Here is a 24177-nt window from a genome sequence, read left to right as displayed (position 1 = left end):
ACCGTGAGGAGCGCGGGAGCGGGAACCGCCCGCGAGGTTCGGCGGTTCCCGCTGCCCTCAGCGCCGGATCCACCTCTGGTTGGCCTGCCCGTTGCAGGTCCACAGCGCGATCCTGGTGCCGTTCGCGGTGCCTTGACTCGTCGCGTCGAGGCACAGGCCCGACTGGGCGCCCTTGACGGAGCCGTCGGACTGGGTGGTCCACTTCTGGTTGCTCTGGCCGTTGCAGTCCCAGATCTGGACGGTGGTGCCCGCGGCCGTGCCCTGACCGGTGGCGTCGAGGCACTTGTCGCCGTAGACCCGCAGCTCACCGCTCGCCGTGGACGTCCACTGCTGGTTGGCGGCGCCGTTGCAGTCCCACAACTGCACCGCGGCGCCGTTGGCGCGGCTCGCCGACGCGACGTCGAGGCACCGGCCGGACTGCGCGCCGACCAGCGCGGTGCCGCCGGACGGCTGCTGGTCGATGCCGAAGAAGCGGATCACCTCGTCGGCGAGGATCTGGAGGTTGTGCGGCTGCCCCTGTTCGCGGACCGCCTCCACGCGCGAGCCGTAGCGGGTGCGGGTCCAGGTGCCGCGCGGGGTGTTGTACTCGGTGGAGGTGGGGGTCGTGCTCACGCCGTGCACGTTGGTCCACTGCTCGATCGCCTCGCCGAAGTTGGCGAAGCGCAGCACGTCGTCCTCGGTGCCGTGCCACAGCTGCACCCTGGGGCGCGGTCCGCTGTAGCCGGGGTAGGCGCCGCGCACCAGGTCGCCCCACTGCTGCGGGGTCTTGTCCACGCGTCCCTCGGCGCAGTCGGTGTGCCACGGGTTCGGTCCGGCGAAGCAGCCGAACGGCACGCCCGCGAACGAAGCGCCGGCCGCGAACACGTCCGGGTAGGACCCGAGCAGGACATTGGTCATCATGCCGCCCGAGGAGTGGCCGGTGACGAACGTGCGGGCAGGGTCGCCGTTGTAGCGCTGCTGGACGTGCTTGACCATCGAGACGATGCCCTGAGCGTCGCCGCCGCCGTTGTGCGTGAGCACGGCGGGGGAGTGGACGTCCCAGCAACCGTCGGAGCTGACGGCCGACGGGTAGATGACGATGAACCCGTACCGGTCGGCCAGCGAGGCGTACTGCGTGCCGGCGTAGAAGTCCTGGGCGCTGCCGTGGCACCAGTGGACGCCGACCACCACGGCGGGCTTGGCCGCCACGGTGTTCGGCACGTAGACGAACATCCTGATGCCGCTGGGGTTGTTGCCGAAGTCCCTGACCTCCTGCAACGACGCGGCCTGGGCCGTGGAGGGGACGATCAGCGCCACCAGGCAGGTGAGGAGGGCGGCGACGAAGGCCGCCGCCGTCCTTGGTGTGCGGTGTGCCATCCGAACCGCCTTGTCTCGTCGATGAGCGCGGCTGAGCTGTGACGACGCATTGTTAAGTTACCGTCGAAACAAAGTCAAGGAAGGCGTCTCGATGGGTCTGCAGGGTTGACTTTGTTTCGACGTGAACCTAACAATCGCTGCGCTGTTCTTGCCTCCGCCTCCTCCGCAATGATCAAAGGAGATCAGATGCGTGCTCCATCACGCCTGGGCAGAGCCCTGCCGGCCGTGGCGCTGATCGCCCCGGCGCTGATGTTGGCGACCACCCCGGCCCAGGCCGCCCCCGCTCCGCTGGTCGGCGTCGCGTCCGGCCGCTGCCTGGACGTCGCGGGCAACTCCAGCGCCAACGGCGCGCAGCTGCAGATCTGGGACTGCACCGGCGGCGCCAACCAGAGCTGGGAGTTCTCCGCGTCGGGCGAACTGCGGGTGTTCAACGGCTCCAAGTGCCTGGACGTGCCCGGCGGAAACACCGCCGCGGGCACCCGCCTGGCCATCTGGGACTGCAACGGCGGCGCGAACCAGAAGTTCCGGCTCAACTCCAACGGCAGCATCACCGCCACCCAGTCGGGGCTGTGCCTGGACGTCAACAACCAGGCCACCGCCAACGGCACGGCGGTGAACACCTGGAACTGCAACGGCCAGGCCAACCAGCAGTTCCGCTCCGGCACCGGCGGCGGCACGCCCCAGTGCCCGGTCAACCCGGTGACGCCCAACCCGACGCCGCAGGCGCGCAAGCTGCTCTGCTACGTCTACTCGCAGTACGGCAACCACATCCTCTCCGGCCAGCAGGAGTCGACGTGGATCGGCGGCCCGGACTACGAGATCAACTACATCCGCAACAACACGGGCAAGTACCCGGCGATCCGCGGCCTGGACTTCGGTGACTCCAAGGACCTCGCCCCGCGGGCGATCGCGTGGTGGAACGCGGGCGGCATCCCGATGATCGGCTACCACATGGGCGCCCCCACGAAGCCCGACACCTACGACGGCACGAAGACACCGGTGTCGATCAACGCCGTCCTGACGCCGGGCACGGCCGAGTACCGCTCCTTCATCGACCGCTTGGACCAGGCCTCGGCCATGCTCCAGCAGCTGGAGGACGCGGGCGCGGCGGTGATCTGGCGGCCGTTCCACGAGGCCGGCGGCACGTGGTTCTGGTGGAGCATGGAGGGCGGTGCGCAGTACAACCGGCTGTGGAACTTCATGTTCGACTACTTCACCCGCGTCAAGGGCCTCAACAACCTGGTGTGGCTGCACGGGTACAACGGCCAGCCGCAGTCCTCGTTCTACCCGGGCAAGTCGGTCGTGGACATCGGCGGGGCCGACACCTACGCCGGTGACGGCAACTACGACCCGCAGAACGCCATGTACAACGCCGTGCGCAACGTCGTCGGCTCCTCGGTGCCGATCGCGCTGCACGAGAACGGGCCCATCCCGGACCCGGACCGGCTCGTCTCCACCGGCACCCGCTGGGTGCTGTTCGGGACCTGGCACGGCAACCACCTGACCGTCAGCAACAGCGTCGGCCACCTGCAGAAGGTCTACAACCACAGCTACGTCGTCACCCGCGACGAGCTGCCCAACCTCAAGTAACCGACCCGCGTGGCACCGGGACGCGATGCGGTCCCGGTGCCCCTGGTCGACCAACACGATCACCGTCTCGCTCGGAAGGTCTGCCATGAGAACACGCTCATCGGTGAGCAGTGTGCTGGTCGCGGTGCTGGCCGCGTTGTCCCTGATCGTGCCGCAGGCGTCGGCCGCCACGCCCACGCGGATCATGGCGCTGGGTGACTCGATCACCGGGTCGCCGGGCTGCTGGCGCGCCCTGCTGTGGCAGCACTTGCGCAACACCGGCTACACCGACATCGACTTCGTCGGCACCCTGCCCGCACCCGGCTGCGGGTTCGCCTACGACGGCGAGAACGAGGGCCACGGCGGGTTCCTCGCCACCCGGATCGCGGACCAGAACCAGCTGCCCGGCTGGTTGTCGGCGACCCGGCCGGACGTGGTGCTGATGCACCTGGGCACCAACGACGTGTGGAGCAACATCCCCGCGAGCACGATCCTGTCCGCCTACACCAAGCTGCTCGGCCAGATGCGCGCGAGCAACCCGTCGATGAAGGTCCTGGTCGCGCAGATCCTGCCGATGACCCCCGCCAACTGCGCGGCTTGCTACCAGCGCGTGATCGACCTCAACAACGCCATCCCCGGCTGGGCCAGGGCCAACACGACCTCCCAGTCACCGATCACGGTGGTGGACCAGTGGAGCGGCTTCACCACCTCCACCGACACCTCCGACGGCGTGCACCCCAACGACTCGGGCATCCGCAAGATCGAGGCGCGCTGGTACCCGCCCCTGACCGCCGCGCTCACCCCGAACAGCACCCCGACCGGCAACACCTACGTCGGTCAGCAGTCCGGCCGCTGCCTGGACGTCTCCGGCGCGAGCCAGGCCAACGGGGCGCTGATCCAGCTCTGGGACTGCAACGGCCAGGCCAACCAGCGCTGGACCGCCACGGGCGCCTCCGAGTTGCGCGTCTACGGCGGCAAGTGCCTCGACCTGACGCCGAACTCCGCCGCGGGAACCCAGGCGCAGATCTGGGACTGCAACGGCGGCGCGAACCAGAAGTGGACCCTGGGCTCGGACGGCTCCATCCGCCACAACCAGACCGGTCTGTGCCTGGACGCCGACGGCCAGGGCACGGCCAACGGCACCCGGGTCAACTCCTGGTCCTGCAACGGTCAGGCCAACCAGAAGTGGACCCGCCGGTGAGGCGCCTCGTCGCCCTGGTCGTCACCGCCACCGCCGCGTCGGCGGTGGCGGTGCCCGCCGCCTCCGCGCACGGCGAGAGGCCCGCCGAAGTCCGGGTGGCCGACGACAAGGCGACCCCCGAAACCCGCTCGCTGTTCGCCTACCTGCGCGCGCAGCGCGGGCAGGGCATGCTGTTCGGGCACCAGCAGACCACCGAGTTCGGCCTCACCTTCGCCACCGCCGACGGCGTCAGCTCCGACGTGAAAGCGGGGGTGGGCGACCACCCCGCCGTGTTCGGCTGGGACATGAGCGACCAGGGCTACGGCTCCTCGCCCGGCACGCCGGAGGAGAAGTTCGCCAAGTACGTGCAACTGGTCAAAGCCGCCCACCGCATCGGCGGCATCAACACGATCAGCGCGCACATGAACAACTTCGTCACCGGCGGCAACTACGGCGACACCGGCGGGAACGTGGTCGCCCGCATCCTGCCCGGTGGCGACCACAACGCGCAGTTCCGCGCCTACCTCGACCGGGTGGCCCGGCTGGCGTACGCGATCACCGACGACCGGGGCCGCCCCATCCCGGTCGTCTTCCGGCCGTTCCACGAGAACAGCGGCTCGTGGTTCTGGTGGGGCGCGGCGCACGCCTCGGCGTCGCAGTACGTCGAGCTGTGGCGCTACACCGTGGAGTACCTGCGCGACACCAAGGACGTCCACAACTTCCTCTACGCCTACTCGCCCGGCGGTTCCTACGGCGGCGTGAGCGACGTCTACCTGCGCACCTACCCCGGTGACGACTACGTGGACGTGTTCGGCTACGACAACTACGACGGCAGCAACGGCTCGAAGCAGTGGCTGGACGGCCTGGTCGCCGACCTGGCCATGATCGCGCGGATCGCGGACGGGAAGGGCAAGGTCTCCGCCGCCACCGAGTACGGCATCACCGGGGCGCTCAAGCCCAACGGCGGCAACGGCAACCTGCACTGGTACACCCAAGTCCTCGACGCCATCAAGACCGACCCGGACGCTCGCCGGACCGCGTACGCGATGACGTGGACCAACTTCGGTCCCGAGCAGTTCTTCGTCCCGCACCCGGCCACCGGCGACCTGCCCGAGCACGAGCTGCTGCCCGACTTCCGCGCCTTCCACGCCGACCCGTACTCGGTGTTCGCCGCCGAACTCGACCACGTCTTCGACCGCCGTACCAAGGCGGTGCGCCAGGAGCCGTCCGCGCACATCGTGTCCCCGACCGACCGCGAACGCGTCACCACGCCCACCACGACGATCCGGGTCAAGGTCAACAACACCAAGGCGCTGCTCGTCTACTACACCGTCGGCACGTCGAACACCAAAAACCTGCTCACCTACGACCGCGCCACCGGCTACCACACCGGCACCTGGCGCATCGGCCAGGAGAACCTGACCAACACGGTGACCAGGCTGAACGTCCACGCGCTGGTCGTCGGGCGCGCACAACCGCTGGAGCTGACCAACACCGTCATCCTGGGCGCGAAGCCGCCACTGCCGCCGGGCGTGGTGGACGACTTCCAGGGTCACCCCGACGACACGGCACTGCGCGCCGACTACAGCACCTACGGCTCCAACACCATCTCCCTGGCCGCCGACAACGGCGGCAAGGCGCTCAAGCTCGACTACGACTTCACCTTCCAGACCTACACCGGCATCGGCAAACGCCTGAACGGCGACTGGTCCGCCTACAGCGGCTTGTCGTTGTGGCTGCGACCCGACGGCTCCCATCACAAGCTCGTGCTCCAGCTCAACGCCGGCGGCGTCGCCTTCGAGGCGTACCCCTCGCTCGCCGGCACCACGGCGGGGGTCGTCACCATCCCGTTCGCCGACTGGCGACCCGCACCGTGGGACACCGCCAACGCCCACCGCCGCATCACCGCCGACGACCTGCGCGACCTGTCCCAGTTCAACGTCTTCGTCAACCAGGCCGACGGCGCGGCCACGACCAAGGGCTCCCTCGTCCTCGACGACGTCCGTGCCGGCTGACCAAGGGTGAAGCCGTCGCTGACGGAGCACACCGGCCGTCTGCACCTGTGGCAGTGGGGGTGTGGGGTGCGTTCGCACCCCACACCCCCACTGCCGGTGAGAGCATGTCTCCGCACCTCGGCAACGCCGCGTGAACCGTAAGTGAAGTAGCCTGGCGAAGGGTCGGGTGAAGGAGGTTCCGTGGCGAGGAGCCCGGTCTTGGCAAGCCGGTCCAAGACGCGTGGCCAGGTGCTGGACGTGATCAGGGCCGCGCGGACGATCAGCCGGGTGGAGCTCGCCGCGGCGACCGGTCTGACCGGGGCGACGATCTCCGAGGTCGTGCGGGAACTGCTCGGCGACGGCTTGGTGGTCGAGGTGGGTCGCGGTGCCTCGACGGGTGGCAAGCCGCGCACGTTGCTCCAGCTCAACCCGCCGGCGCGCTACGGCGTGGGTGTGCAGCTGGAGCGCAACGCGTGCGTCATCGTGGTGATCGACCTGGCCGGACGGCCGGTGGCGCGGACGTCGTTTCACGGCGTGGCGTCGATGCCGCCGGATCGAGCGTTGCCGCTGGTGGCGGCGCAGGTGGAGGCCCTGCTGACGACGGCGGCCGTCGAGCGGGACAAGGTGCTCGGGGTCGGCCTGGTCAGCTACGGTCCGCAGGACCGGGGCGCGGGCGTGCTGTTGACACCGCAGCCCACGGACGAGTGGTGCGATTACCCCGTCGCGCGGCGGCTCTCGGAGATCCTGGGGCTGCCCGTGCTGCTCGACAACGATGCCGCCGCGGCCGCGATCGGCGAGTACTGGATGGGTGCGGTGGACCCGCGCAGCACCTACGGCTGCATCTACATGGCCACCGGCATCGGCGGCGGGGTGGTGGTCGCGGGCGAGGTGTACCGGGGCAGCTCCTCGAACACCGCCGAGATCGGGCACATCTCGGTCGACGTCCACGGCGACGAGTGCACGTGCGGCAACGTCGGCTGCCTGGAGAACTACGCCGGCCCGTCGGCCGTGGTCCGACAGGCGTTGGCGACACCGGGCCTCGCCCGACGGCTCGCGCTCGACCCGGCCGGCGACGACTTCCTGACCGAGTTCTCCCGGATCGCGGCGGCCGCGAACGCCGGTGACCCGGAGGCCCGTGAACTCGTCGAACGTTCGGCACGTTACCTCGGTCATGCCGCGGTCACCGTGGCGGTGCTGTTCGACCTGGACGTGGTCGTGCTGGCCGGGCAGAGCTTCGCGGTGGCCGGTTCGACCTACCAGGCGGTGATCCAGGAGCAGTTGGACCGCCGGTTGTTCGCCCGGCGGGCACACCCGGTGCGGGTGGTGCCCTCGGTCAACGGGTCGGACGCGGCGGCGATCGGCGGGGCGGTCCTCGTCCTGCAGAACGAACTGACGCTCGGTCGCGGCCGATCCGAGGAAGGGCCGCGGCCGGTGCCCGCCGGCGGGGACGAGGCGCCTGACCACTCGCCGTCAGCTCAGGTGCGGAGTACGGGGGAGTAGCGCCGCGTGGCCCGGGATCACTTGCCGGCGGGCTTGAGACGCAGGAGGACTTCCGCGTTGTCGGGGTTCGCCCAGACGGCGGGGAAGGCGTATAGGTCCTTCTCCGTCGGCCAGCCGGTGAACTTGGCGTCGTGGTAGATGCTGATCGTGCCCTGGGTGAGCACGGGGATGTAGGGCATCGCCTGCTCGATGCGGGTCTGGATCGTCTCCAGGTGGCGCTGCCGGGCGGCGGTGTCGGTGGGGTTGAGGAGCTTGAGGGCGTCGAGCGCCTGGTCGACCTGCGGGTCGGAGAACCGGCTGACGTTCGGGCCGGGTTTGGCGCCCACCTCGGCGGTCTGCGCGGTGCTGTAGAAGTAGTTGTAGAGGTAGTACGGGTCCGGCGCGGGGCCTTGGTTGAGCGAGTCGATGATCATCTGGTAGTTGCCGCGGTCCCTGGCGTCGACGAACTCGTTCCAGGAGACCTGCTGCAAGGTGACCTTGACGCCCGCGCGCTGGAGTTGCTGGGCCATCGTGTCGCCCGCCGTGATGTAGTCCGTCCAGCCGGCGACGGTGCTCAGCGTCAGTGACACCGGCGCGCCGTCCTTGGCATAGATGCCATCCGTGTTCTTGGTGTAGCCGGCGCTCTCCAGGAGCTGCTGTGCCTTCGCCGGGTCCGATCGCATCGGGGCCGTGCGGTCGCGCAGCTCGTCGGAGATCAGGTCACCATCGCGGCCGGGCAGCAGGAAGCTCGGTGAGATGTCACTGCCGGTGTTCTCGAACGCCAGCGCGTTGACCTGGGTGCGGTCGATGGCGTGGTAGATCGCCTGGCGCACGGCCGGGTCGGTTTGCGTGCCCCGGCAGCCCAGGGCGGTGCTGCTGCACGTCACGAGCGCGATCTGGTTCACCGGGGTGACCACGGCACGGTAGCCGGGATAGTTCTTCTCGACGTCCTCGAGGTCGGGCACGGGCCCGGTCTGCCAGTCGATCTGGGCGGCTTTGAGCGCCGCGGCGCCTGCCTGGTTGCCCGACAGCGCGAGGTAGCGGACCTTCTTGACGGCGGGCTCGCCGCCCCAGTACGTCGGGTTCGCCTTGAGCGTGAACGCCTGGGGCTTGAACTCCTCCAGCAGGTAAGGACCAGTGCCGACCGGGTCCTCCACCACGGTGACCGCCGGGTCGGCGATGTCCTTCCACTTGTGCTCGGGCACGATGTAGGTCCTGCCGAGCAGCGACGGCCCGTCCGCGAACGACGGCCGGTCGAACGCCACGATGACATGCGTGTCGTCGACGGCCTCGGCCCGCCCGGCGTAGCCGCTGCTGTTCATGCCCTTGTGCTTGCTGATCATGTCGAGGGTGAACACGACGTCGGTGGCGGTGAACTTCTCGCCATCGGACCAGGTCACGCCATCCCTGAGGGTGATGGACAGCTGCGTGCCGTCCGCGTTCCAGGTGAAGTCGGTGCCCAGCCTCGGCGTCGGCTCGGTGTCGCGGACGACGTTGTAGAAGAACAAGGTCTGGAAGATCGTCCCGGTCCCGCCGATGTTGGTGGGCGCGTACGGGTTGAAGTTGATCTGGTAGTCCCCGGACTGGCCGGTGTACGCCACCAAGGTGGAACTCTCGGGTCCGGCGGCCGTGTCCGACGGGCCGCAGCCCGTGGCCACGACCGCTGCGGCGAGCAGGACGGCTGTGGACCGTGCACCCCTGCGGGTACTCCTCGACAACCTCACGACGTCCTCCTTGACGTGACGCGCGGCGTGCTCCACAGCCGCCTGCGGGATCATTATTAAGTTGCCAAAGTAAGTTGGTCAAGAGTGTGGATGCCCTGGTCGTCGGAGGAAGGCGGCGCCACGTCTCAGCTCTGCAGGCAGGAAGTAGTTGACTTACTTCGGCTATCTGAGTAACCCTCTCTGTGGTTTTGGCCCATGTGGCGACGACCAGGAGGAGGGCTGGCATGACGCGCTCGAACCTGAATGACGGCCGGTGCCCGCGCGCCGTGCACGGCCTGGTACCCGAGCTTTCGTCGATCGCGACGTGCCGGCGCGGGTGCCCGGCGCCACGCACCTCGACCTGACGGCCTCGGTCTTCCGTCCCGCGTGAACCGCTCACCGATGCCGACGCTTCGCCACGGGTTTTCTGGGAACGCTCCCAGAGGAGCTGGGCAGTGTCCGTTCACCCGCACAAGGGAGTGCTGATGTTAGGAACAGTCAGAAAACGCCGCACCGCACTTGCCGCGCTGGGCGCCGTGGTCTCCATGGCGAGTACGGCCCTGATGGCGGCAAGTGGGCCGTGGGTGAGCGACGCGACCGCGGCAGCGGCGTTCGCGTGCCGGGTCGACTACTCGACCAACGACTGGGGCAGTGGTTTCGGCGTCAACGTGACCGTGGCCAACCTCGACTCGTCGGCGGTCAGCGGCTGGAGGCTCACCTACTCCTACACCGGCAACCAGACCTTGCAACAGGGCTGGAACGGCAACTGGTCACAGGCGGGCAAGAAGATCACCGTGACCAACATGAGCTGGAACGCCACCATCCCGGCCAAGGGCAGCGTCACCGCGGGGGCGAACTTCGCCTACAGCGGCGGCAACGCCAAGCCGACGGACTTCGCGGTCAACGGCGCCCCGTGCACCGGCGTCAACCCGACCACCACGACGACGACGACCACCACCACCACGAGCACTCCGCCGGGCGGCGCGGCGCCGAAGCTGCGCGTCTCCGGCAACAAGCTGGTCACCGCGGACGGCACGCCGTACCGGCTGCTCGGGGTGGACCGCTCCAGTGGCGAGTTCGCCTGCGTGCAGGGCAAGGGCATGTGGGACGGCGGTCCGGTGGACCAGGCGTCGGTGGACGCGATGAAGACGTGGAACATCCACGCGGTGCGGGTCCCGCTGAACGAGGAGTGCTGGCTGGGCGTCTACGGCTCACCCGGTGGCGCGACCTACCAGCAGGCCGTCAAGGACTACGCGGACCTGTTGGTGGCCAACGGCATCACCGTGATCCTGGACCTGCACTGGACCTGGGGCGCGTACCCCAACAGCCCGGACTGGCACTGCAAGGACGAGCACGCGGTGTGCCAGAAGCCGATGCCCGACGCGAAGTACTCCCCGCAGTTCTGGACCGGCGTCGCCAACGCGTTCAAGGGCAACGACGCGGTCGTGTTCGACCTGTTCAACGAGCCGTACCCGGAGATGCCCGCCGACTGGGACAAGAGTCTGGGCTGGCAGTGCTGGCGCGACGGCGGCACCTGCACCGGTCTTCCCTACGAAGTCGCCGGCATGCAGGACCTGGTCGACGCGGTGCGATCCACCGGCGCGACCAACGTCCTCATGCTCGGTGGCCTGGAGTGGGCCAACGACCTGCGCGAGTGGCTGACCCACAAGCCGGTCGACCCGCTGAACAACATCGCCGCCTCCTGGCACGCCTACAGCTTCAACGCCTGCGCCACCGAAACCTGCTGGGACAGCCAGGTCGCCCCGCTGGCCCAGCAGGTCCCGGTCGTGCTCGGCGAGTTCGGCCAGGACAACTGCGGCTACGACTACATGGAGACGTTGACGGACTGGGCCGACGCCCACCACATCGGCTACCTCGCCTGGACCTGGAACCCCTGGGGCTGCACCACGGGCGCCGTGCTGATCAAGGATTGGAACGGCACACCCGAACCCGGCCTCGGCGAGGGCTACAAGGCCCACCTGCTCTCCGTCACCCCGTAACCACCGGCACCCCGGCAGGACTCGGCCGGCCCGCCACCCACCCCGGCGGGCCGGCCCGACACCCCGTTCCCGCGCGAGCCGGAACAGGCCAAGCCCTGCCAGACCGCGCGGGTCCGCTACCGCTTATCGGCTCTCCCTCACGACCCGCACCTCGCGGCCCGGCACGACCAGCTCGTGGTCGACGACCTTGCCGGTGATCAGTTCGACTCCCGTCACCGCCAGGCGGCGCTCCTCGTCGCCGTGATTGAGGGCGAAGACCCAGGTGGTGTCGTCCTTCTCCCGGCGCACGACGTCCAACCCCGCTCCGCCGCCGGCCGGTTCGACGCCCGCCTCGTCCAGCACCTGTCCGACGAACTCGTCCAAGCTCTCGGGTTCGAGTGCACAGGAAACGTAGTAGGCGGCGCCCGAGCCGACCGCGCGGCGGGTCATGGCGGGCCCACCGGCCAGCGGCCCCTCGGCGTAGCGCGTGACCACCCCGGCGTCAACGACGTCCATGAGTTCCGACCACGAGTGGAACGTGGCGCCGGAGTCGAGTCGGCCGCGTTCACCGGGCTGGAGGGGGAAGAACTCCTCCGACCACACACCCAGCAGCTCGCGGAACGCGCCGGGATAGCCGCCGGTCCGCACGGCGTTCTCGTGGTCGACGATACCCGACATCCACGTCACCACCACCACGCCGCCGCGCTGGGCCACCTCGGCGACGCGCGCGGCGGACTCGTCGTCCACGAGGAACAGCGTCGGCACGATCACCAGGTCGTAGGTGCTCAAGTCGTCCCACGGGGACACGACGTCGACCAGGACGTTGCGGTCCCACAGCGCGCGGTGCCAGGCCCGCGGTTCGTCACCGTAGTCGACCTGCTTGTGCGGCTTGAGCCCTCGGGAGAACGCCCACCCGGCCTCGTTGTCGAACAGCAGGGCGACCCGCGCCCGTTGCACGGTCGAGCCGCGCACCTCGGCCAGCCGGCCCATGACCGCGCCCAGCTCCCGCACCTCCCGGCCGATCTTGGAGTCGGGGCCGGCGTGCGAGACCATGCCCTGGAGGAACTGCTCGGCGCCCCGCACCGAAGCCCGCCACTGGAAGAACAGCGCACCGTCGGCGCCGCGCGCGATGTGCCCGAGGCTGTCCCGGATCAGCTCACGGGGGTGTTTCGCCCGGTTGACGGGGTACCAGGCGTGGGCGCTGACCGCGTGCTCCATGAGCAGCCACGGACCGCGACCGGGGGTCATCCCGCGCACCCGGTCCGCGCTGAACGCGATGTCCTGCGCCGACAGCGGATCGGTCGGGACGGTGTAGTGGTCGTTGGCGACGAGGTCCACGTGCCGGGCCCAGCGCGGGTAGTCCACGACGTCCTGGTGCGGGCCGACCATGAAGTTGGTGGTGATCGGCGTGGCAGGCGCGAACTCGCGGACGACGTCGCGCTCGGCTCGGAAGTGGTCGAGCAGTGAGTCCGAGCAGAACCGGTCGTAGTCCAGCACCAGCGCCGGGTTGTGCGCCTCATCGCCGCGGGGTGCCGGCACGTGGTCCCAGTCGGTGACGTAGAGCCCCCAGAACGCCGTGCCCCACGCGCGGTTGAGGTTGTCCAAGGTGCCGTAGCGCTTCCGCAGCCAGCCCCGGAAAGCGGCCTGGGACTCGTCGCAGTAGCAGCGCCCGTTACCGCCGCCGATCTCGTTGCTGACGTGCCACAGCACCACGGCCGGGTGCGCGGCGTAGCGCTCGGCCAGCGCCCTCGTCATGCGCAACGCGTAGCGCCGGAACGTCGCCGAGTTCGCGCACCAGCCGTCCCGCGCCCCGGGTTGGCGGCGCGTCATGTCGGCCTTCAGCGGCAGGATCTCCGGGTGGGCGGCGAGCAGCCACAGCGGCGGCGAGGCGGTGGGGGTGGCGAGGTCGACCGCGATCCCGTTGTGGTGCAGCAGGTCGATGACCTGATCCAGCCAAGCCCATTCGAACACGCCGTCGGCCACTTCGAGGGCGCCCCAGGCGAACACGCCGAGGGTCACGATGTTGACGCCCGCCTCTTTCATCAGGCGCACGTCGTCGTCCCACACCTCCGGCGACCACTGCTCGGGGTTGTAGTCCCCGCCGAAGCCGAGGCTCGAGGTGGGCCAGTCCGTCGTCATCCTTTGGTTCTCCAGTCGGGAGTGTCGCGGTGGAACGTGGTCAGCTGCGTGGTGGCGCCCGCCCGCCCCTCCGAGGACGGGCGGGCGCCACGGCACCGGGTCGGATCAGCGGCGTGCCCACTGCTGGTTCGCCGCACCGTTGCAGGTCCACAGCAGGATTCGCGTGCTGTTGGCCGTGCCGCCGCCTTCGGCGTCGAGGCAGAGACCGGCGGCCTGGTCGGTGATCGTGCCGTTGCCGTTGACCGACCAACGCTGGTTGGCCGTGCCGTTGCAGTCCCCGATGGACACCGCGGTGCCGCTGCCGCCCCCTTGTAGGCACTTGGAGCCGTACACGCGCAGTTCACCGGAGGACGTGCTGGTGAAGGACTGGTTCGTGCCGCCGTTGCAGTCCCACAGCGCGACCTGGGCGCCGTTGGTCTGCGACGCGTTCGGCACGTCCACGCACCGGTTGGCCGGCGTCGAGACGATGGCGGTTGCACCGGTGCCACCGCCGCCGTAGACCGAAGCCTCGGTGGACGTCGACCTGATGCCGTTGGCGCCGGTGAAGATGCGCTGGCCCCACGAGGTCAGGTTGTTGGCGTTGAACCCGTTGGTCATGTCGAGGTACTGCACGGGATTGCCGTTGCCGCTCCAGGACCAGCCCAGGTAGCCCAGCCGCCGGGACTGCGTGGCCGACATGATGGTGTTCTCGTCGACGTCGCCGTCGGAGTGGTTGTGGCCGAACTCGCCGACGACGATCGGCAGGCGAGCGTTGACGAAGGCGTCGAGGTAGCTGGTGATGGCGCTCGCGGTGCCGTAGACGCCGTACATGTGGATGGAGAACACGGTGTTGCGCAGCGAGTCGGCGTTGAACACCCGCGAGGCGTTGGTGCGCATGGTGCCCGACCAGTCCTGACCCCAGTTCGGCCCGTCGACCATGAGGGTGTGGGTCAGGCCGTTGTTGCGCAGCTTCTGGATCGCGCCGATGGTGTCGTTGGTCCAGTTGCCGGCGTTATTGTTGCCGTAGGGCTCGTTGCCGATGTTGACGATGACGTACCGCTCTTGGCCGACGATCGCGCTGCGCACCCGGATCCACTGGTCGGCCGCCTGGGACAGGGTCGCCGCCGGCTGGTCGCCGTAACCGGTGGTGTCGTGGAACTCCAGCACGCAGATCAGCTTGTTCTGCTTGCACAGCGACACGACGTTGGCGATGTCGGAAGCGCTGCGACTGAAGTCCAGCACGACGCGGACCGTGTTCGCGCCCAGCCGCTTGATGTCGGCCAGCGACGACGGCGTCTGGCTCGCGTACCAGGCGTGCGGGTGGTTCACGCCGCGCATGACGAAGTCCGAGCCGTTGGCGTCGTACAGCCGTCCGTTGCTGACGTAGAAGCCGGTCGCCGCCTGGGCGGGACTGCCCGCCACCAGTATCCCGGCGGCGACCACCGCCAACGCCAGCAGGGCACGCAGAACTCTTGTGATCATCTTGGACTCCACGACGATGTGGGAACAGGTGGACATGGCGGGGGCCTTCGACCAGGAGCGGTCGTCCCGGTCAGAAGTTCTTCCTGGACACCGCCCACGGTGACCTGGAGGCCAGGCCGGACGGGTCGAGGATGTAGGAGCGGGCAGTCTGGTTGTTGTTGAGGACCATGTCGAGGAAGTGGACGACCGCGGTCATGCCTTCGGTCAGCTGGCTGCCGGTGATGAACCCGACGTGCCCGGCCTGCGGGTGTTCGGCCAGCATGGCGGGGACGGTGGCCAGGTTGTAGTTGGCCCGGGTGTTGTCGTAGGCGACGTCGGACGGACCGCCGTCCAGGAACATCACGGGGGTGTGGAGCTTGCCCAGTTCGGAGCGGGAGTAGCCGAAGGAGCCGTCGGCGAAGAAGCCGCTGTTGAGCGAGACCGCGGCGTCCACGCGGCGGTCCTGGGCGGCGACGAGGGCTTCCAGGCCGCCGCAGGAGTGCCCGGCGGTGGCGACCCTGGTCAGGTCGAGCCGCTGGGCCAGCGGGGAGCCGGGTCGGTTGTGCTCCCGCTCGGCCCAGGTGATGGCGCCGGTCAGCAGGGACGGGATGGGGGAGCCGCTGGGCACGCCGTTGGGCGAGCCGTCGACCGAGCCGGTGTCCACCACGACGAAGCCCTTGGACGCGATGAACGTCAGCGCCTGCGTGACCTCCCTGTTGTCGGTGTGCGCGCACGCGCCGTTGCCGAAAGCCAGCACGGGCAGCGCCCCGCCGACGACCTGCGGGTTCGACGGGCGGAACACCGTGTAGCGGTTGTCGCCGTACGCGCCTTCACGGGTCACCGCGAAGTTGTTCTCCACCATGGGACGGCCTGGTTGCGTTGTCGTGGAGGTGGTCGTCGTGGTGGTGGAGCCGGTGCAGGTCACCCCGTTGAGCGTGAACACCGCGGGGGTTGCGGGGGCGGAGCCGGCCGTGGCGTTGAAGCCGAACGAAGCCGTCGCGCCAGTGGCGATGCCGCCGTTCCAGGACGCGTTGGCCACGGTGACCTGCTTGCCCGATTGGGTGTGTGTGCCGTTCCACGACTGGGTGATGCGCTCGTCGCCGGGGAAGGTCCACGACAGCCGCCAGCCGGTGACGGCGTCGCCAAGGTTGGTGACGGCCACGGTCGCGCCGAACCCGCCCGGCCACTGCGACGAGATCGCGTAGTCCACCCGGCAGCCGGTGGTGGCGGCCGCGGACTGGGAGCCGACCAGCGCCGCGGTGGTGACGGCCAACGCCGCGGCGGCGGCGATCGCGGCGGAGCGCCGGGCAAGGGTGTCGATCCTGGGCACGGGGTCGTTCCTCCTTCGGGTTGGGAAACTGCTGGTAGGCCGGTCGGTCGAGGCGGGTTCCCCGCCGGCCGGTCGACTGAGAACCCGGTGCCAGTCGGTACCGGCTAGTCCGCGCAGGTCAGCACGGCGTCGGCCCAGTCGGCGTGGTCGGAGCCGTTGCCGTCCCCGGCGTCGGTGGTCAGCAGGCTGACCCACTGCACACCGGTGAGGTCGGCGGTGATCGGCCGGCCGGGGTCGTTACCGGTGAGGGTGTCGGTTTCGGCCAGCGTGGTGCCGTCGCCGCCGATGGCGAACCGGACGGTGCCGTTGGACCCGACCTCGTCGTCCACGCCCACGACCGCGGTCAGGCGCGAGCAGTTGCCGCCGAGGAAGATCTGGATCTCCCCGTTGGCGTGCGCCCCGAGCCCCTTGGCGTAGGTCGTGCCGTTGATGGTGATCGGCTTGCCGTCACCGGCGCCGGCCTCGCCGTTGGAGGTGTCGCGCTCGACCGGGCCCCAGCCGTTGCCCGCGGTGAACCCGATGTCGCTGACGTAGGCGGTGCCGGTGGGCGGCGGGATAGGCACCACCGTCGTGGCGGCTCCGGCGGTGCTCGTGGCCCGTCCGCGCTGCCGGGCGCTGCCGGTGGCGGTGAACACGCCGATGCGCGGCTCACCGTTCGCCGGTGCGACGACCTGCCAGGTCGCGGTGACCGCGCGGCCCGCGCGGACCTCGCCCAGGGAGACCTCCACGGGCGAGGTCACCGCCCAACCGGTCGAGGCGTCCAGGCGGAGCTTCACGTCCCGGGCATCGGCCGCGGGGGTGTACCGCGCCTGGACCGTCACCGTCGCGCCAGCGTCGACCGTCTTCGGCGCGGTGACCTCCACCTTGCCGCTGCCGACGGGCTGGGCATAGGTGCGGGGGTCGTAGGACGGGGCGCGGAGTCGGCCGACCTCGACGCCTCCGAGCACGGTGCCCGTGGCGCGCAGCGAGACCTTCCCCAGCCCGACTCCCGGTTCGGCCGCCCACGAGGCGATCGCGACGGTGTTACGGCCGTTCGGGTCCAGCACGCCGGTGGGCAGCGAGAACTCGGTCTGCGGGCCGATGTGGTTGACGTACTGGCCGATGTTCCAGCCGTTGACGAACACCAGGGCGCGGTAGCGCTTGGCCTTGTCGTCGTCGAGCACGAGGCTCACCTGGGTGTCCTGGCCGCGCGGCAGGTCCAGGTCGACGGTGGTGCGGTACCAGGCGACACCGGGTTCCTGAGTGGCGGGCAGGGTGGTCGCGGTCCACTTCCGGTCAGGGAAGCCGGACAGCGGGTACCCGGCGTTCTCGCCGTGCAGACCACCGTTGTTGTAGGCGCCGCGGACGTCGTCGAGGCCGTCCTCGCCGCCGGTGTTGCCGTGCAGGCGCCAGGTGATGGTGGCGTCCGAGCCGATGAGCCGGGCGCCGAACACCCCGCGGGGTTCCTTGTGCGCGTTGTTGCCGTAGGTCTGGTTGTGGCCCATGTTGCGCACCAGGACCGCGATGACGTTGTCCTGGCCGGGCCGGAGCAGGTCGGCGGGGACGTCGAACGACCCGATCGCGCCGCCGTTGTCGACGGTGCCGAGGAAGGAGCCGTTGAGCCACACCGACCAGGCGCCGGCCGTGCCGGTCATCGCGCTGAGGCTGACGGTCTTCTCGGTACCCTCGGCGGTGAAGTGGCCCCGGTACCAGACGTCGCCGTGGTGGTAGCCGTACTCGTCGGCGTGCAGCACGGGCTGGCCGGTCGCCGGCCGGTTGGGATTAGCCGTGGTGGTCTTGTTCGCGATCGTCCACCCCGAGTCGTCGAAGCCGAGCGCCGACGACGGATCGGGCTCCGAGCGCCGCCACCCCGTCAGCTCCGGCAGGGTCACCTCGGCCGGTCCGCGCAGCCGGAAGGCCAGTGCGCCGGTGCGGTCGACCACCGCCGCGGTGGCGCGGTCGTTCCAGATCACCCGGCGGGTGCCGGTCGGCGCCCAGACCCGGGTCGTCGTGGTGGCGTCCGTGTCACCGGTCAGCTCGAGCACCCCGCGCTCGGTGCTCGCGGTGCGCAGCAGGGCCGGACCCAGCACGAGCACCCGGCCCGCGTCGGTGGACTGCGTCCACAACCGGTCGAACCGCGCGTCGTCGCCGAGCATCAACAGCAGGTCGGGACGCCCGCCGCCGCTGATCCGCAGCTCCACCAGCCCGTCGTGGGCGTAGTCCAGGCGCAGCCGCCCGTGCTCGGTGTCCCAGGTCGACCGGGCCTGGCCGGACAGCACGGTCACCTCCGGTTCGGACGAGTACTCCAGCACGGTGCGGCCCTCGGTGCCCTTGCGGCCGTGCAGGACCGCGATGTCGCGGTCCCCGGAGCGCAGGTGGGTCATGATCTCCGAGGTCGAGTAGACCAGGCGCTGGCGCTCCAGGTCGTAGTCGGCGACCAGCAGCTTCGAGTCGCGGCCGGCCAGGGTGATCGGCACCGCCGGGTCGTCGCCGATCGGCACCGTGAAGGAGGTCGTGGCCGTGGACGTGGCGTCGGTGTGCCGGGGGATGAGGAACCTGGTGCCGTTGTCGGGGTTGCGCAGGCTCTTCACCGTCACGGCCGGATCGGACGCCGGGACGTCCGGCGTGGCCTCGGTCTTGGTGATCGGCGTGACGGCCTGGAGGAAGTAGCCGAGTTCCTTTTGCACGGCGTACTTGTCGGTGAGCTGCCGCTCCTCGCTGATCGCCGCCGCGTAGTCGTAGGAGGTGTACGTCTGTCCGGGGGAGGCGATCCAACCCCAGTTGGTGCCGCCGTAGGTCATGTAGAAGTTCTGCGCGGTCACGCCGGAGGCGATGTTGTGCTCGTAGAACACCCGCTGGAACGCCGGACCGGTCAGCTCGCGGCACTTCTCCCGCCCGTTGCCGCCCCAGTAGTCGAACGAGCCGCCTTGGAACTCGGCGGTGAACAGCGGCCCGTTGCGCGAGTGCTCGCGCACGGGCGTCAGGTCCGGCAAGGGCGACCAGGTCTGCGGGGACGAGCAGTTGAAGCCCTGCGGGTAGAGGTCGAACGAGTACAGGTCGGGTGCGCCCGGCGTGCCCGGCACCCAGACGGGCCCGGTGCCCGCCGTGTTGTGGAACGTGGGCACGGTGATGCCGTCCGCCCGCGCCCGCTCTTGGAGGTGGGTCATGTAGGCGACGCCGCCGGGGGACCGGTCGCCGAACTCGTTCTCGTTCTGGTACAGGATGACCGTCCCACTGCTGTCGGTCAGCTGGTGGCGGGCGATGATGGGGTTGATGTGGTCCAGCCACTCGTCCACGGCCGCGATGTAGTCGGGGTCGTTGCTGCGGTCCCGGGCTGGTGAGTTGATCAACCACACGGGCAGGCCGCCGGAGTCGGTCTCAGCGTTGATGTACGGACCGGGTCGCGCCAGGACGTAGATGCCGACCTCCTCGGCGATATCCAGCAGCCGGTCGACGTCCCGCAGCCCGGTGAAGTCGTACTCGCCCCGCTTGGGCGAGTGGAAGCCCCAGTGGAAGTAGATCGAGGTGGCGTTGAACCCGGCCGACTTCATCTTCTGCAGCACGTCGCGCCACAGATCCGGGCTGGGCAGCCGCCAGTAGTGGAACTCACCGGACCACAGGTACAACCGCTTGCCGTCGATCGTGAACGAGTGCCGGTCATAGCCCACGGTGTGGGACTGCCCGGCCGCCGGCTGCGACTCCGCGGCCGGCTCGGCCTGCGCGTGCGGTGTCACGAGCGCCAGCGTCGTTACCGCGGCTGCCGCCAGGCACCTGATGCGGGATCTCCTGGTCCGTCCGGGCATGAGTTTCTCCAAGGCGGTTCGGGACGGGTTCGATGGCGCTCGCCACTCGTGCTCGACGAGCGGGAGAGCGTGGTCGAAGCAGGGGAGGGCCAGGGGCAGCGTCGGTGCCGTGCCGCTGCGGTTCCGCGGCAGCGCGTGCGGCATCGCCGTGGGACCGCGGCAGTGGGCACTGTCCGCTGGTCTAGTCGGTTACCTCGTCATCGCCGTGGACCGACCTCATGAAGGCGGGCCTGATGTTTTGACGCCGGTGGAGGCGCGTCGGCCCGCCCGGTCAGGATCGCGCTGCGCGGATCATCGGTCGGTCGTCGCCCGCGAGGACCGTCCACCACCGGCTTGGCGGCGACTCCTCGCCGATGTGATCGGCGCGCGAAGAACTGTCTGGATCATCCCTGACCTCACGGCGATGTGGGAACGGGGGAGGTGGCGTGGTGGACGGTGGTCCCAGCCTGGTACGAGGCCCTCGGTGTCGACGCTAACAGGGAGGATCGACGAAGCCAAGAGTAAGTTTCGCAACGAACCAAAGTATGTGCCATTGGGGGCTGCCGTCGCCGGTGATGGCCGGAGAAGGTCCACACACCGAGCCGCGCTGCGACCGTGGGTCGACCCGGCGGGGACGGAGCGCGGCGCGCGGATAGCCACCGCCAGCTGCGGAGTCCGCCACTATCGGCGACCGGGCGGACGGGTACGGCAGCGCCCGGCCGCGTCGGATGAGATCCGGGCGGACACCTGTCCCCTGCTCAGCGCACCGGGTCGATGGTCAGGCCGATCGTCGGGCCTGACAGCCGGGCAGTCGCCGCAGCGCGCCACCATCAGGGTTTCCAGCAGGCGGCGCACGACTGCGAGAGAATCGAGCGCCTGCTCGTCGGCCGTGATCCGCAGCAGTCCCGGCACGGAGAAGACGATCGCGCCGTGCTGCTGACCGCCGAGTTCGACGGCCACGCCACCTATGGCCTCTGGGGCGTCTCAGTATGACGACCCCGAGCACCTCCCGATGAACGTTGGAGGACCGGCCTGCCGACCAGCTCATCGGACCAGGTCCAAGGTCAATGCCCGAAGACCATCGACTGATCCATTCGGGGGTATCTCTGCAATCCCTCGTCAGTGCGGTCTGATCGACTCGTCGCCTCGCCGTCCAAATCCCCGTCCGGGTCGAGGAGCGTGCTATGACGATATCCACCCCGCCGGCTCCCACCACGCTTGCCGAGTGGATCGCCGCCAGTCTCCCACCGGGCATCCCGGCGATGGACGCCACTCCGGTCGGAAGTCCGCGGTTCCTGTTCTACGGTCGCGCTTCCACCCGTGAGCACCAGGACCCGCGTACCTCTCGGGCGTGGCAGTTGGATGTCGCGCGCAGGCTCACTGGCGGGCACGGCGCGATTGTGGGGGAGTACTTCGAGGTCGGGTGTTCGCGTCAGGTGCCGTGGCATCTGCGGCCTCGGGCGGCGGCGATGTTGCGCTACATCGCGGCGAACGCGGACCTGGTTGACGCGGTGGTGGTGGGGGAGTACGAGCGTGCGTTCCTCGACGGCGCCCAGGTGTGGGAGCTGCGTGCGGTGTTGGAGCGGTATGGGGTGCAGTTGTGGTTGCCGGAGGCCGAGGGGCTGGTGGACTTCGGCAATCCTGCCCATGAAGCGTTGCTGTCGCTGCTGGCGAAGCGTTCGCTCACGGAGGTGCTGCGTTCTCGGCACCGGGTTGTCACCGCGATGCGGATGCAGACCGTCGAGCAGGGGCGCTACCTGGGCGGCAGGCCGCCGTACGGTTACCGTCTGGTTGATGCCGGGCCGCATCCGAATCGGGCGTTGGCGCGGCGCGGGGTGCGGCAGCAGCGGCTGGTGCCGCACCCAGCAACCGCTCCCACCGTGAAGCTGATCTTCGCCTTACGTCTGGCCGGGCACAGTGCCGCGGGTATCGTCCGTCACTTCAACGAGCAGTCCGTGCCCGGTCCGTCGAGCGCGGATGCGGAACGGGACCGGGGTCGGGTCGATGCGGGTTGGTCGCTGCGTACAGTGGTGGAGATCTTGGGCAATCCGCGCTACACCGGTCGTCAGGTGTGGAACCGCACGAGCGCCGACCGTGCCACCCGCTTGCCGAGCGGGCGTCGGACCAGCGTGCGAAACGATCAGCACGTCTGGGCGATCTCGACCCGCATCGCCCACACGCCACTGGTGTCCGGACAGGACTTCGTCACCGCCCAGACCATCCAGGCCACCAGGAACAGCACCCGCCGTGCCGACGCCGATGGCGGCGAGTGCGTTTACTTGTTGGCGGGCCGACTCCAGTGCGGGTTGTGCGGGCGGAAGATGGATTCACACCGTTCCCACGGCCGCGCCGCGTACCGCTGCCGTCACGGTCACACCAGCGCCCGCTCTCGACCGGAGGGTGCGCCGGGCAATCTTTACCTGCGCGAGGACCACCTTCTCGGCCGCATCGCCGCACACCTCACCGCCGTGGGCATCGCCGACAACCTCCGCCCGGAGCACACCGCACGCCTGGTCGACGAGCTCGGACTCGTCTTCCGCTGCGACGCCGCAGGGGTCGCTCTGGTCGACCGCGGCACCACCGGCCGAGCGCGCACATCACGCAGGCGCCTGGCACCGCAGCCTCTCCATGGCGGGACCGGGATCGGAGATCGTGGAGAGGCAGGTGAACAACTCCTGCTGACCTTGAGTCGTGCGACGGCTTCGGAGGCCGGCCAGCCCGACGCGCCCCCGGACCAGGTCGATGCACCGGCTGACAGAACTCGCCCCACGCGCCAGCCTCTCCGGCGACCGCTCACTCCGGCAGCGCCCCAGCGTCGGCACCGGCAGACCGGGTTCCACGTCACTCTTCGCACCACCCGCTCGCGGGACGTATTCCGGGCCGGGGGAGCGGGGTACCCGCCGCCGGGCGAGCACGGCGGCGACTGCGGTCGACAGGTCGTGGGACGACGAGCCGGACGCCGTCCACTGCTCCTGCCCTCGCACCGGCAGACACCCTACGAGCAGCGACCATCAGGTAGGCTCGAAGCAGGGTCGGGAAACACAAAGCCCCACGAGCCTCCCAGGTGACCTGGAAATATCTCGCGGGGCGAATTATGTGTCCGACACTATCCACAAGGCTCCGAATGGCTGCTTTTCAAGCAAGCAGTCAGTCGACTCGCCATCGAGCCGTTGTGTGACGCGCGACCGTACGTTCAAAATTTCCTGTCGCATTTAAGGCTGTATGGCGTTGAGGCTGCGTATTTGCGGTCTCAACGCCGTCGCCTGCCGAAGCAGGCTGGCAGCACCTACTCTGGATTACATAGAGTAACATGTCGACTCGGGCTTCTTGTCATAGAGTAACATACTATAGTGGCGGTATGCTCGCAGATGACCGCCTTGTGCCATTCGACCCTGTACGTTTTAATCCTCTCAACCCGATCGCTATCGGGTCGATCCTCCGATGGCAACTTGAAGCCCAGGAACTACTAACGTTTCCGCTTGAGCAATTTAGCGGTGCGGGGCTCTACGCTCTGTACTATACTGGGAACCGGATCGCTGATTACTCACCGATAGTCGACGCCTTCAACCAGGGGCGATACATTCCTCTTTATGTCGGGAAAGCGGAGGCCGGAAACAGTAGCTATGGTTACGAGCCTGATTATAGCGCAATGAAACTGCACGCCCGGATTGCAAAACATGCAAATTCATTGCTTGAAGTTGAAAAGTTCGATAAAGAAAAAGTCTTCCGGTTAAGCGATTTCCGGGTGCGATATCTATCACTTGATGATGCCTGGATCGTTTTGGGTGAGCGTGCACTGCTGCGAGAGTATCGACCTGTACTGTGGAACACAATAGCCAACGGATTTGGATCAAATCCACCAGGCACTGCTCGCGCTAATGCCCGCTCGGTATGGGATACGGTGCATCCGGGCAGAGAGCGGGCCGGTCTCCTGCCTAATCGCAGTCTAACGCTGGAAGAGATGAGATCGCGTATCAAGCGAGGGATCGAAATCTCTTTGATGAACGATGAGTTTTCGCGAGATGGCAAACTTCGTCAACTCAAGAACGAAAGGCCTTCGGTAATATGGGCCCCGGCTAGAAAGGATGATAAAGATAGAAGAATGCGAGTCTTTGATGAACGACGTTTTCTCCGGGAGGTTGATCGGCTTGGGATTGAGGTCCCGAGATATCGTTGCGTATCCGAGCAGGAGGCCCTTTTTGAGAACGAAGATCTATTGTCTGAAGAAGATCAGGATACGATGTAAT

Annotated in this window: 14 protein-coding genes; 7 read left to right on the top strand and 7 right to left on the bottom strand. The window is 68.7% G+C overall.

From position 1 onward, the window contains the following. Positions 1 to 57: 57 nt before the first annotated feature. On the bottom strand, positions 58 to 1356 hold the full coding sequence (locus ACIGNX_RS22140) for a PHB depolymerase family esterase (RefSeq protein ID WP_396542559.1): 1299 nt from the start codon (positions 1354 to 1356) through the stop codon (positions 58 to 60). Between the two features lie 186 nt (positions 1357 to 1542). Between ACIGNX_RS22140 and ACIGNX_RS22135 the strand changes: the two genes are divergently transcribed. The 4 genes from ACIGNX_RS22135 to ACIGNX_RS22120 all read left to right on the top strand — a co-directional run bounded on the left by ACIGNX_RS22135 (position 1543) and on the right by ACIGNX_RS22120 (position 7599). Beyond that, a complete protein-coding gene (locus tag ACIGNX_RS22135) occupies positions 1543 to 2946 on the top strand; it encodes a glycosyl hydrolase (protein ID WP_396542558.1) in 1404 nt (467 codons plus the stop codon). A 103-nt stretch (positions 2947 to 3049) separates the two neighbouring features. Beyond that, positions 3050 to 4126, top strand: coding sequence for a ricin-type beta-trefoil lectin domain protein (locus tag ACIGNX_RS22130; RefSeq protein WP_396542557.1), 1077 nt, complete (start codon positions 3050 to 3052; stop codon positions 4124 to 4126). Next, a complete protein-coding gene (locus ACIGNX_RS22125; protein ID WP_396542556.1) occupies positions 4123 to 6120 on the top strand; it encodes a glycosyl hydrolase in 1998 nt (665 codons plus the stop codon). The genes ACIGNX_RS22130 and ACIGNX_RS22125 overlap by 4 nt, the downstream gene beginning before the upstream one ends. A 198-nt stretch (positions 6121 to 6318) precedes the next feature. Beyond that, positions 6319 to 7599 carry an ROK family protein gene (locus tag ACIGNX_RS22120; RefSeq protein ID WP_396542555.1) on the top strand — a complete coding sequence of 427 codons (1281 nt, stop codon included), beginning with the start codon at positions 6319 to 6321 and terminating at the stop codon, positions 7597 to 7599. 17 nt (positions 7600 to 7616) lie between these two features. Here ACIGNX_RS22120 and ACIGNX_RS22115 read toward each other — a convergent pair whose 3' ends face one another. Further along, complete coding sequence (locus ACIGNX_RS22115) at positions 7617 to 9179, bottom strand: ABC transporter substrate-binding protein (RefSeq protein ID WP_396542655.1); 1563 nt, start codon at positions 9177 to 9179, stop codon at positions 7617 to 7619. 686 nt (positions 9180 to 9865) lie between these two features. Here ACIGNX_RS22115 and ACIGNX_RS22110 point away from each other — a divergent pair. Continuing rightward, entirely contained in the window at positions 9866 to 11281 is a 1416-nt protein-coding gene (locus tag ACIGNX_RS22110; protein ID WP_396542554.1) for a cellulase family glycosylhydrolase, read from the top strand. 123 nt (positions 11282 to 11404) lie between these two features. Here the strand turns inward: ACIGNX_RS22110 and ACIGNX_RS22105 are convergent, their stop codons facing one another. The 5 genes from ACIGNX_RS22105 to ACIGNX_RS22085 form a co-directional block, all read right to left on the bottom strand. Next, entirely contained in the window at positions 11405 to 13399 is a 1995-nt protein-coding gene (locus ACIGNX_RS22105) for a beta-galactosidase (RefSeq protein ID WP_396542553.1), read from the bottom strand. Between the two features lie 105 nt (positions 13400 to 13504). Further along, the gene (locus ACIGNX_RS22100) at positions 13505 to 14860 is read right to left on the bottom strand and encodes a cellulase family glycosylhydrolase (RefSeq protein ID WP_396542552.1); all 1356 of its coding nucleotides are present in this window, start codon (positions 14858 to 14860) and stop codon (positions 13505 to 13507) included. Positions 14861 to 14930: 70 nt separating this feature from the next. Beyond that, a complete protein-coding gene (locus tag ACIGNX_RS22095) occupies positions 14931 to 16169 on the bottom strand; it encodes a cellulose binding domain-containing protein (RefSeq protein ID WP_396542551.1) in 1239 nt (412 codons plus the stop codon). Between the two features lie 104 nt (positions 16170 to 16273). Next, entirely contained in the window at positions 16274 to 19882 is a 3609-nt protein-coding gene (locus ACIGNX_RS22090; protein ID WP_396542550.1) for a beta-galactosidase, read from the bottom strand. 729 nt (positions 19883 to 20611) lie between these two features. Then, positions 20612 to 20890, bottom strand: a complete 279-nt coding sequence (locus ACIGNX_RS22085) for a hypothetical protein (RefSeq protein WP_396542549.1) — start codon at positions 20888 to 20890, stop codon at positions 20612 to 20614. Between the two features lie 224 nt (positions 20891 to 21114). Here ACIGNX_RS22085 and ACIGNX_RS22080 point away from each other — a divergent pair, with 224 nt between their 5' ends. Both ACIGNX_RS22080 and ACIGNX_RS22075 read left to right on the top strand, forming a co-directional pair. Further along, complete coding sequence (locus ACIGNX_RS22080; protein WP_396542548.1) at positions 21115 to 22998, top strand: recombinase family protein; 1884 nt, start codon at positions 21115 to 21117, stop codon at positions 22996 to 22998. 290 nt (positions 22999 to 23288) lie between these two features. After that, entirely contained in the window at positions 23289 to 24176 is an 888-nt protein-coding gene (locus ACIGNX_RS22075; RefSeq protein WP_396542547.1) for an Eco29kI family restriction endonuclease, read from the top strand. The last annotated feature ends 1 nt before the right edge of the window (position 24177 follow it).

This window comes from Actinosynnema sp. NPDC053489 (assembly GCF_044544865.1).
Classification (GTDB): domain Bacteria; phylum Actinomycetota; class Actinomycetes; order Mycobacteriales; family Pseudonocardiaceae; genus Actinosynnema.
This window is presented reverse-complemented; position numbering and strand designations above follow the sequence as displayed.